The sequence below is a fragment of the Sedimenticola selenatireducens DSM 17993 genome (assembly GCF_000428045.1).
Classification (GTDB): Bacteria; Pseudomonadota; Gammaproteobacteria; order Chromatiales; family Chromatiaceae; genus Sedimenticola; species Sedimenticola selenatireducens.
Genome location: NZ_ATZE01000023.1, coordinates 78,927 through 87,741, shown reverse-complemented (window position 1 = coordinate 87,741; position 8,815 = coordinate 78,927). Strand labels below are relative to the sequence as shown.

The 8,815-nt window shown below is 53.3% G+C and carries 19 protein-coding genes; all 19 read left to right on the top strand.

The window, feature by feature from the left end:
• The coding region (locus tag A3GO_RS0116310) for an elongation factor Tu (protein ID WP_029134316.1) at positions 1 to 774 on the top strand (774 nt) is incomplete at its 5' end.
• A gap of 5 nt (positions 775 to 779) precedes the next feature.
• Positions 780 to 1,091 (top strand): 30S ribosomal protein S10, encoded by a 312-nt coding sequence (rpsJ, locus tag A3GO_RS0116305; RefSeq protein ID WP_029134315.1) that lies wholly within the window; start codon positions 780 to 782, stop codon positions 1,089 to 1,091.
• A gap of 10 nt (positions 1,092 to 1,101) precedes the next feature.
• A complete protein-coding gene (gene rplC / locus A3GO_RS0116300) occupies positions 1,102 to 1,749 on the top strand; it encodes a 50S ribosomal protein L3 (RefSeq protein WP_029134314.1) in 648 nt (215 codons plus the stop codon).
• 5 nt (positions 1,750 to 1,754) lie between these two features.
• Positions 1,755 to 2,369: a 50S ribosomal protein L4 gene (gene rplD / locus A3GO_RS0116295; RefSeq protein WP_029134313.1), complete on the top strand. Its 615-nt coding sequence runs from the start codon at positions 1,755 to 1,757 to the stop codon at positions 2,367 to 2,369.
• Positions 2,366 to 2,662 carry a 50S ribosomal protein L23 gene (rplW, locus tag A3GO_RS0116290; protein WP_029134312.1) on the top strand — a complete coding sequence of 99 codons (297 nt, stop codon included), beginning with the start codon at positions 2,366 to 2,368 and terminating at the stop codon, positions 2,660 to 2,662. The genes rplD and rplW overlap by 4 nt, the downstream gene beginning before the upstream one ends.
• A gap of 39 nt (positions 2,663 to 2,701) precedes the next feature.
• Positions 2,702 to 3,529, top strand: coding sequence for a 50S ribosomal protein L2 (rplB, locus tag A3GO_RS0116285; RefSeq protein WP_029134311.1), 828 nt, complete (start codon positions 2,702 to 2,704; stop codon positions 3,527 to 3,529).
• A 21-nt stretch (positions 3,530 to 3,550) separates the two neighbouring features.
• The gene (rpsS, locus tag A3GO_RS0116280) at positions 3,551 to 3,826 is read left to right on the top strand and encodes a 30S ribosomal protein S19 (protein WP_029134310.1); all 276 of its coding nucleotides are present in this window, start codon (positions 3,551 to 3,553) and stop codon (positions 3,824 to 3,826) included.
• Between the two features lie 14 nt (positions 3,827 to 3,840).
• Positions 3,841 to 4,173 carry a 50S ribosomal protein L22 gene (gene rplV / locus A3GO_RS0116275; RefSeq protein WP_029134309.1) on the top strand — a complete coding sequence of 111 codons (333 nt, stop codon included), beginning with the start codon at positions 3,841 to 3,843 and terminating at the stop codon, positions 4,171 to 4,173.
• Between the two features lie 9 nt (positions 4,174 to 4,182).
• On the top strand, positions 4,183 to 4,875 hold the full coding sequence (rpsC, locus tag A3GO_RS0116270; protein ID WP_029134308.1) for a 30S ribosomal protein S3: 693 nt from the start codon (positions 4,183 to 4,185) through the stop codon (positions 4,873 to 4,875).
• Between the two features lie 3 nt (positions 4,876 to 4,878).
• Positions 4,879 to 5,292, top strand: a complete 414-nt coding sequence (gene rplP, locus A3GO_RS0116265; RefSeq protein WP_029134307.1) for a 50S ribosomal protein L16 — start codon at positions 4,879 to 4,881, stop codon at positions 5,290 to 5,292.
• The gene (rpmC, locus tag A3GO_RS0116260; RefSeq protein WP_029134306.1) at positions 5,292 to 5,492 is read left to right on the top strand and encodes a 50S ribosomal protein L29; all 201 of its coding nucleotides are present in this window, start codon (positions 5,292 to 5,294) and stop codon (positions 5,490 to 5,492) included. Before rplP ends, rpmC begins: the two co-directional genes overlap by 1 nt.
• Positions 5,489 to 5,749 carry a 30S ribosomal protein S17 gene (rpsQ, locus tag A3GO_RS0116255; protein ID WP_029134305.1) on the top strand — a complete coding sequence of 87 codons (261 nt, stop codon included), beginning with the start codon at positions 5,489 to 5,491 and terminating at the stop codon, positions 5,747 to 5,749. The genes rpmC and rpsQ overlap by 4 nt, the downstream gene beginning before the upstream one ends.
• Before the next feature lie 59 nt (positions 5,750 to 5,808).
• Positions 5,809 to 6,177 (top strand): 50S ribosomal protein L14, encoded by a 369-nt coding sequence (rplN, locus tag A3GO_RS0116250; RefSeq protein WP_029134304.1) that lies wholly within the window; start codon positions 5,809 to 5,811, stop codon positions 6,175 to 6,177.
• Between the two features lie 16 nt (positions 6,178 to 6,193).
• Positions 6,194 to 6,508, top strand: coding sequence for a 50S ribosomal protein L24 (rplX, locus tag A3GO_RS0116245; RefSeq protein ID WP_029134303.1), 315 nt, complete (start codon positions 6,194 to 6,196; stop codon positions 6,506 to 6,508).
• A gap of 13 nt (positions 6,509 to 6,521) precedes the next feature.
• Positions 6,522 to 7,061: a 50S ribosomal protein L5 gene (rplE, locus tag A3GO_RS0116240; RefSeq protein WP_029134302.1), complete on the top strand. Its 540-nt coding sequence runs from the start codon at positions 6,522 to 6,524 to the stop codon at positions 7,059 to 7,061.
• 16 nt (positions 7,062 to 7,077) lie between these two features.
• Positions 7,078 to 7,383 (top strand): 30S ribosomal protein S14, encoded by a 306-nt coding sequence (gene rpsN, locus A3GO_RS0116235; RefSeq protein WP_029134301.1) that lies wholly within the window; start codon positions 7,078 to 7,080, stop codon positions 7,381 to 7,383.
• 109 nt (positions 7,384 to 7,492) lie between these two features.
• Positions 7,493 to 7,888 (top strand): 30S ribosomal protein S8, encoded by a 396-nt coding sequence (gene rpsH / locus A3GO_RS0116230; RefSeq protein WP_029134300.1) that lies wholly within the window; start codon positions 7,493 to 7,495, stop codon positions 7,886 to 7,888.
• Positions 7,889 to 7,903: 15 nt separating this feature from the next.
• On the top strand, positions 7,904 to 8,437 hold the full coding sequence (gene rplF, locus A3GO_RS0116225; RefSeq protein ID WP_029134299.1) for a 50S ribosomal protein L6: 534 nt from the start codon (positions 7,904 to 7,906) through the stop codon (positions 8,435 to 8,437).
• An 11-nt stretch (positions 8,438 to 8,448) separates the two neighbouring features.
• Entirely contained in the window at positions 8,449 to 8,805 is a 357-nt protein-coding gene (rplR, locus tag A3GO_RS0116220; protein WP_029134298.1) for a 50S ribosomal protein L18, read from the top strand.
• Positions 8,806 to 8,815 lie beyond the last annotated feature (10 nt).

Here is an 8,815-nt window from a genome sequence, read left to right as displayed (position 1 = left end):
ATGGTGGATGACGAAGAGCTGCTGGAACTGGTTGAGATGGAGATCCGCGAATTGCTGGATCAGTACGAGTTCCCGGGTGACGACACCCCGATCATCGTCGGTTCCGCGCTGAAAGCGCTGGAAGGCGATACCTCGGATATTGGTGCGCCGTCGATCATCAAGCTGGTGGAGGAGATGGATAAATACATCCCGACNCCGGAGCGTGATACCGACAAGGCGTTCCTGATGCCGATCGAGGACGTGTTCTCGATCTCCGGTCGCGGTACCGTGGTCACTGGTCGTATTGAGCGTGGCATTATCCACGTGGGTGACGAAGTGGCGATCGTGGGTATCAAGGATACCGCCAAGACCACCTGTACCGGTGTTGAGATGTTCCGCAAGCTGCTGGATCAGGGCGAGGCGGGCGACAACGTGGGCGTGCTGCTGCGTGGCACCAAACGTGAAGAGGTTGAGCGTGGCCAGGTCCTGGCGAAGCCGGGCACCATTACCCCGCACACCCACTTTGAAGCCGAGGTGTACGTGTTGAGCAAGGACGAGGGTGGCCGTCACACGCCGTTCTTCAATAACTACCGTCCGCAGTTCTACTTCCGGACCACTGACGTGACCGGAGCCTGTGACCTGCCCGAGGGTGTGGAGATGGTGATGCCGGGTGACAACGTGAAGATGTCGGTTAAGTTGATTGCCCCGATTGCGATGGAAGAGGGTCTGCGTTTCGCGATCCGCGAAGGTGGCCGTACCGTCGGCGCCGGCGTTGTTGCTAAGATCATAGAGTAATAAATATGGCCAACCAGAGAATTCGTATTCGACTGAAGGCATTCGATCATCGTCTGATCGATCAGTCCGCACGTGAGATCGTCGATACCGCCAAGCGCACCGGGGCACAGGTCCATGGACCTATCCCGTTGCCCACCAAAAAGGAGCGGTTCACGGTACTGATTTCACCACACGTAAACAAAGACGCGCGTGATCAGTACGAAATCCGTACCCACAAACGGCTGATGGATATCGTTGACCCAACCGATAAGACGGTAGATGCGCTGATGAAGTTGGATCTGGCGGCAGGCGTTGACGTTCAGATCAAACTGAACTGAGGTAATGACGATGTTAGGAATAGTAGGACGAAAAGTCGGCATGACTCGGGTTTTTACCGAAGAGGGCGTTTCAGTGCCTGTCACGGTTATTGAAGTCGAGCCAAATCGTGTTACCCAGTTGCGCACTATCGAAAACGATGGTTACAGCGCAATCCAGGTAACCACCGGAAGCCGTAAAGCTTCAAGTGTTTCCAAGCCCGAGGCCGGTCACCTGGCGAAGGCCGGCGTTGAGGCCGGTCGTGGCATGTGGGAATTCCGCCTTACTGAAGGTGAGCAGGACGGCATGGAAGTCGGTGGCGAAATCAAGGTGGATATGTTTGAGGCCGGCCAGATTGTCGATGTGCGTGGTACGACCATCGGCAAGGGTTTTCAGGGCGCTGTAAAGCGTCACGGTTTCAGAATGCAGGATGCGACGCACGGCAACTCATTGTCACATCGGGCACCAGGCTCAATCGGACAGTGTCAGACGCCGGGCCGCGTATTCAAGGGTAAAAAGATGGCAGGCCACATGGGCAACGTGAAGCGTTCCATTCAAAATCTCCAGGTAGTGAGAGTTGATGCAGAGCGTAACCTGTTGCTGGTACGAGGGGCTGTGCCTGGTTCGAGTGGCGGTGATGTGATTATCACGCCCGCGATCAAGATGCTGAACAAGGGGTAAAAAAAATGGACCTCAATGTACAGGCTGGCAACGGCGGCACCGAGACCATACAGGTCTCCGATGCGGTATTTGCGGCCGATTATAATGAAGCACTGATTCATCAGGTGGTTACTGCGTATATGGCGGCGGCGCGTGCCGGCACCAAAGCAGGGAAAAACCGCTCCGATGTAAGCGGTGGCGGTATCAAGCCTTTCCGTCAGAAAGGCACTGGCCGTGCACGTGCGGGTACCAGCAGAAGCCCGATCTGGCGTACCGGTGGTGTGACATTTGCCGCTCGTCCTAGGGATTATTCGCAGAAGGTTAACCGCAAGATGTATCGCGGAGCGATTCGCTCCATCCTGTCGGAACTGCTGCGCGCCGAGCGTATGGTGGTTGTCTCCGACTTTGCGGTAGAGGCACCGAAAACCAAGGCGTTGGTGTCGAAGCTGGACGCCCTCGGTATGAAAGAGGTGCTGATCGTAGCCGCACAGCCTGAGGAGAATCTCTATTTGGCTGCGCGTAATCTGTATGGGGTTGATGTTTGTGATGTGCGTGAACTCGACCCGGTCAGTCTGATCGGCTTCGACAAGATACTCATCACCTCCGAATCACTGAAGCAGCTGGAGGCGAGCCTGTCATGAATAAAGAACGTCTGATGCAGGTGTTGTTGGGACCGGTTATTTCCGAGAAGAGCACAATTGCGGCCGATGTGAATCGCCAATTTGTCTTCAAGGTAACCCCTGACGCCAAGAAGCCCGAAATAAAAAGAGCTGTTGAGCTGATGTTTGATGTCACGGTTGATAACGTGCGTGTTGTCAACATCAAGGGCAAAAGCAAGCGGTTCGGTCAGATAAAAGGTCGTCGTAACGGCGTTCGTAAAGCCTACATCAGGCTGGCAGAGGGCAGTGACATCGACTTCGGTGCGGGTGCCTGATTGGCCCTTGATCGCAACGAATAGAGCGGAATTAAGAGTATGGCTATTGTAAAAACCAGACCAACATCAGCCGGTCGCCGGTTTGTGGTGAAGGTGGTAAATCCTGACCTGCATAAAGGTGAGCCGCATGGCCCACTGCTGGAGCAGAAGAGCAAGAATGGCGGTCGCAACAATAACGGTCGCATTACTACCCGACACAAGGGTGGTGGTCACAAGCAGCGCTACCGGGTGATCGATTTCAAGCGGGATAAAGATGGCGTGCCGGGAGTCGTGGAGCGTCTGGAATACGATCCCAACCGCACGGCCAATATCGCGTTGATCAAGTATGCCGACGGCGAGCGCCGCTATATCATTGCCCCCAAGGGCCTGGTGGCTGGTGACCCGGTAATGTCTGGCGAGGATTCCGGTATCAAGTTGGGCAACTGTCTGCCGCTGCGGAATATCCCGGTCGGTACCAATGTTCACTGCATCGAGATGAAGCTGGGCAAGGGCGCGCAGATCGCCCGTTCAGCCGGAACTTCTGCACAATTGGTTGCACGCGAGGGAGAATATGCTACTCTGCGCCTCCGCTCAGGCGAGATGCGCAAGATTCGCAGCGAATGTCGCGCAACCATTGGTGAAGTCGGCAATACCGAGCACAGCTTGCGTAAGCTGGGTAAGGCCGGAGCGTCGAGATGGCGTGGCGTCAGACCTACCGTACGTGGTGTGGCGATGAACCCGGTTGATCACCCGCATGGTGGTGGTGAAGGGCGGACCTCTGGTGGGCGTCATCCGTGCAGCCCGTGGGGTGTGCCTACCAAGGGTTACAAGACACGTACCAATAAGCGTACTGATAAAATGATTGTGCGTCGGCGCAATCGTAAGTAAATGGAACCGAGGTAATTTAACGTGCCACGTTCAATTAAGAAAGGCCCCTTCGTTGATCATCATTTGATGAAGAAAGTAGACGAAGCAGTGGCAAGCAATAGCAAACGTCCGATTAAAACATGGTCTCGCCGCTCTATGGTGCTGCCGGATATGATTGGGCTGACCATTGCGGTATACAACGGACGCCAGCATATTCCAGTGCTTGTCACCGAGAATATGATTGGTCATAAACTTGGTGAGTTTGCACTGACCCGGACATTCCGGGGTCATGCGGCTGACAAGAAATCGAAACGATAATCGGGGTAGGAACCATGCAGGCTGCTGCTAAATTGCGTTTTGCGCGTATTTCGGCCCAGAAGGGTCGTCTGGTCGCCGATCAGATTAGGGGTCTGCCTGTGGAGCAGGCTCTGAATATCCTCTCCTTCAGCAACAAGAAGGGCGCGGACCTTATGAAAAAGCTGCTGGATTCTGCGATTGCGAATGCAGAAAACAATGAAGGCGCGGATATCGATGAGTTGAAGGTTGCCTCTGTTATGGTTGATGAGGGTCCGACAATGAAGCGGATCAGGGCGCGAGCCAAGGGTCGTGCGGCCCGTATTTTAAAGCGTACCAGTCACTTCACCGTGATTGTGTCGGACAAGTAAGGCAGAGTTATGGGTCAGAAAGTACATCCAATTGGAATTCGTCTTGGCATTGTCAAGCAGTGGACGTCGAAATGGTATGCCGACTCCAAAGACTATGCTGATATGCTCAATACCGACCTTGAGGTGAGGGACTATTTGAAAAAACGTCTTTCCCAGGCCTCAGTGAGTCGTATTCAGATCGATCGTCCGGCCAAAAATGCCCATGTGACCATTCACTCGGCACGACCGGGAATAGTGATCGGTAAGAAAGGCGAAGATATCAATACACTGCGTGAAGAAGTATCCAGGCGTATGGGTATCCCGGCGCACATCAGTGTGGAAGAGATTCGTAAGCCTGAACTCGATGCACAACTGGTTGCCGAGGGGATTACCCAGCAGCTGGAGCGCCGTGTCATGTTCCGCCGGGCGATGAAGCGTTCGGTACAGACGGCAATGCGTCTGGGTGCAGGCGGCATCAAGGTGAATATTTCCGGTCGCCTGAATGGCGCCGAGATTGCCCGTAATGAATGGTATCGGGAAGGTCGTGTCCCACTCCACACACTGCGCGCCGACATCGATTACGGTTTTGCCGAGGCAAAAACCACTTATGGAATTATCGGTGTAAAGGTTTGGATTTTTAAAGGCGAAGTCTTTGGTGACGAAGTTCAGGAAGATACTGCGCCCAAGCCTGCGCGTCGTAAAGCACCGCGTAAGAAGGATTAAGTCATGTTATTGCCAAAGCGGACTAAATTCCGTAAACAGATGAAGGGTCGCAACCGCGGCCTGGCGAACCGGGGTAACAAGGTTAGCTTCGGTGAATATGGTCTACAGGCTGTTGACCGTGGACGTATGACGTCTCGTCAAATTGAGGCCGCTCGACGCACGATCACCCGCACAGCCAAACGTGGCGGAAAAATGTGGATTCGTGTTTTTCCGGATAAGCCAATCACCAAGAAGCCGCTGGAAGTACGTCAGGGTAAAGGTAAAGGTAGCGTCGAGTACTGGGTCGCGCTGATTCAGCCAGGTCGGGTACTTTATGAAATTGAAGGTGTTTCTGAGGAACTCGCTCGCGAAGCTTTCCAATTGGCAGCCGCAAAACTGCCGTTCAAGACTGCCTTCATTAAACGGACGGTGATGTGATGAGTGCGAGTGAACTTCGTCAAAAGAACCCCGCTGAGTTAGAGGGGGTGTTACTGGAGCTGCGCAAAGAGCAGTTCAATCTGCGTATGCAGCAGGGCACTGGACAGTTGTCGCGCCCGTCAGAGATGAGGCGGGTTAGAAAAGAGATTGCCCGGGTGAAGACGTTGCTGAATGAGAAAGGTGTAGGTGAAGCATCATGAGCGATCAGAACAACAGCAATCGCACACTCGAAGGTCGTGTGGTCAGCGATAAAATGGACAAAAGCATTACTGTCCTGGTCGAACGCAAGGTGAAGCACCCGATCTACGGGAAGTTCATTCGTCGGTCCACCAAGGTGCATGCCCACGACGAGGCCAATGAGTGTGGTATCGGCGATGTAGTGGTGGTAGAGCAATGCCGCCCGCTCTCGAAGAGCAAAACCTGGCGTCTGGTCAAGGTTGTCACAAAGGCATCCTGAGGCAGGCACCGGTAAATCGTACGATTTCGGTTTAGTGATTATTTAATTGGAATAGACCAATGATCCAGATGCAGACAATGCTTAACGTCGCCGATAACAGTGGCGCAAAGCGAGTCCAGTGCATAAAGGTGCTGGGCGGATCACACCGTCGCTATGCTGGCATCGGGGATATTATTAAAGTGAGCGTTAAAGACGCTATCCCCCGCGGCAAAGTGAAAAAAGGTGATGTATATAATGCGGTAGTTGTTCGTACCAGGAAAGGCGTCCGGCGTCCGGATGGATCTTTGATCCGTTTTGACGGCAATGCCGCTGTTCTGTTGAACACGCAACTGCAGCCGATCGGAACCCGTATTTTTGGGCCGGTCACCCGTGAACTGCGCAGCGAGCGATTCATGAAAATCATCTCGCTCGCTCCTGAAGTACTCTAAGGGGTGAATCATGGCTATGCGTAAGATCAAAAAAGGTGACCAAGTCGTCGTCCTCGCCGGAAAAGATAAAGGCAAGCAGGGAACGGTTCTGCGGGTGATTGACGAAAAGGTCATCGTTGAAAACATCAATATTGTTAAGAAGCATGCAAAGGCTAATCCTGCCAAGGGCGAGCCCGGTGGCATCCTGGATAAAGAGATGCCAATCGATGCTTCCAATGTTGCCGTTTATAACCCGAATACCGGCAAGGCCGATCGGGTTGGTATAAAGACTTTGGAAGACGGTCGCAAGGTGCGCTACTTCAAGTCTAATGGCGAAGTCGTGGATATCTGAGGCGGATAGAAAGATGGCAAGATTACAACAGGTCTACCGCGACCAACTCGTGGGTAAGCTGAAAGATCAGTTTAGCTTCAAGAGCGTGATGGAAGTTCCGCGGATAACCAAAATCACCCTGAATATGGGTGTCGGTGCGGCGCTTGGTGACAAGAAAGTGCTGGAATTTGCGGTTAATGACATGGAGAAGATTGCAGGCCAGAAAGCAATTGTCACCATGGCACGTAAATCCGTTGCAGGGTTCAAGGTGCGCGAAGGCTGGCCAATCGGTTGCAAGGTAACACTGCGCCGGGAGCGGATGTACGAGTTCCTTGATCGACTGATTAACGTCGCTATCCCCCGTATTCGAGATTTTCGTGGCCTCAACCCAAAATCATTTGACGGCCGCGGGAATTACAGTATGGGTGTGAAGGAGCAGATTATGTTCCCGGAAATCGACTTTGATAAGGTCGACACCCTGCGTGGACTGGATATCGTTATCACTACCACTGCAAAGAATGATGCGGAAGGTCGCGCGCTTCTTGAAGCGTTCAACTTCCCTTTCAAGAACTGAAACAGAGCAGAATCGCATGGCAAAAAAGAGCATGATCGCACGTGAAGTAAAGCGGGCAAAAATTGTTGAGAAGTTCAGCGCAAAGCGTAAGGAGCTGAAGGCAATCATCAATAATCCTGCGAGCAGTCATGAGCAGGTTGATGAGGCAGTGCAGAAACTTCAGAAAATGCCGAGAGACGCAAGCAGATCCCGTCAGCGCAATCGCTGCAGGGTGACCGGGCGTCCACATGGTGTTTACCGGAAGTTCGGTCTGTGTCGAAACAAGCTCCGTGAAGCTGCCATGCGTGGCGATGTTCCAGGGCTTGTAAAAGCCAGCTGGTGATGTAGAATACACCACCCTTTTCAGGGGGTGCTCGCCAGCAGGCGGGTTTCTGTTCAATCGTTTGGGTATCGCGTCTGGTAGAGATGGCTGACCCTGAGGATTCTAAAAAATGAGTATGTCTGATCCGATCGCGGATATGCTGACGCGTATTCGTAATGGTCAACAAGTTTCCAAGGTGGCTGTGTCCATGCCATCTTCCAAGAAGAAAGTTGCTGTAGCTCAACTGCTTCTCGATGAAGGCTATATTGCTGGTTTCAATGTAGAGACCAATGACAATAAGTCTACGCTCCAAGTCGACCTGAAATATTTTCAAGGTAAGCCCGTAATCGAAATGATCCAGCGCGTCAGCCGCCCTGGGTTGCGTATCTACAAGGGCAGCAAAGAGCTCCCCAAGGTACGCGGTGGGCTCGGTGTCGCCATTATTTCAACCTCGCAGGGTCTGATGACTGACCGCGCGGCCCGCACTAGCGGCCAGGGCGGCGAAGTTGTCGCTTACGTGGCTTAAATCGGAGGAGTTGACATGTCTCGTGTAGCAAAGAATCCGATAACCCTGCCATCCGGCGTGGACGTCAATCTGAACGGTAGCGAGTTGACCGTGAAAGGCACCAAAGGCACCATGAAGCTGGATCTGCATGCATTTGTCACCCTCAAGAATGATGGCGGTATGCTCACTGTTGTCCCTGTAAAAGAGGGGCGTGACGAGTGGGCAATGGCTGGAACCTTTCGGGCATTGGTCGGAAATATGGTTACCGGTGTCAGTGCTGGTTTCCAGAAGAAATTGCAGTTGGTAGGTGTCGGGTATCGCGCACAGGCCAAGGGCAATGTGCTGAATATGAATCTTGGTTTCTCTCACCCGGTGGACTATCCCATCCCCGAGGGGATCACCATCGAAACTCCCAGCCAAACTGAAATAGTAGTGTCTGGATGCGATAAGCAGCGTGTCGGCCAGGTCTCTGCGGAGATTCGCGCCTACCGTCCACCGGAGCCTTATAAAGGCAAGGGTGTGCGTTATGCGGACGAGCATGTTGCCCGTAAAGAAGCCAAGAAAAAATAGGTCATACTGAGATGGACAAGAAAACTACACGTTTACGCCGTGCTCGCAGAGCGCGTGCAAAGATTCGCGAACTGGCGGTCAATCGTCTGACCATCTTTCGTACTCCAAGACATATGTATGCACAGGTCATCGCGCCCAATGGGTCTCATGTGATCGCCAGTGCGTCCACCGTGGAAAAGGATGTGAAGGCGCAATTGCAGGGAGCGCCAGGCAATAGCACTGCGGCCGCGATCGTCGGTAAGGCTATTGCCGAGCGTGCCAAGGCAGCTGGTGTCGAAAGTGTTGCGTTCGATCGTGCCGGTTTTAAATATCACGGCCGGGTCAAGGCGTTAGCTGACGCCGCCCGCGAAAACGGTCTTAAGTTCTAAGGGGCGGGCT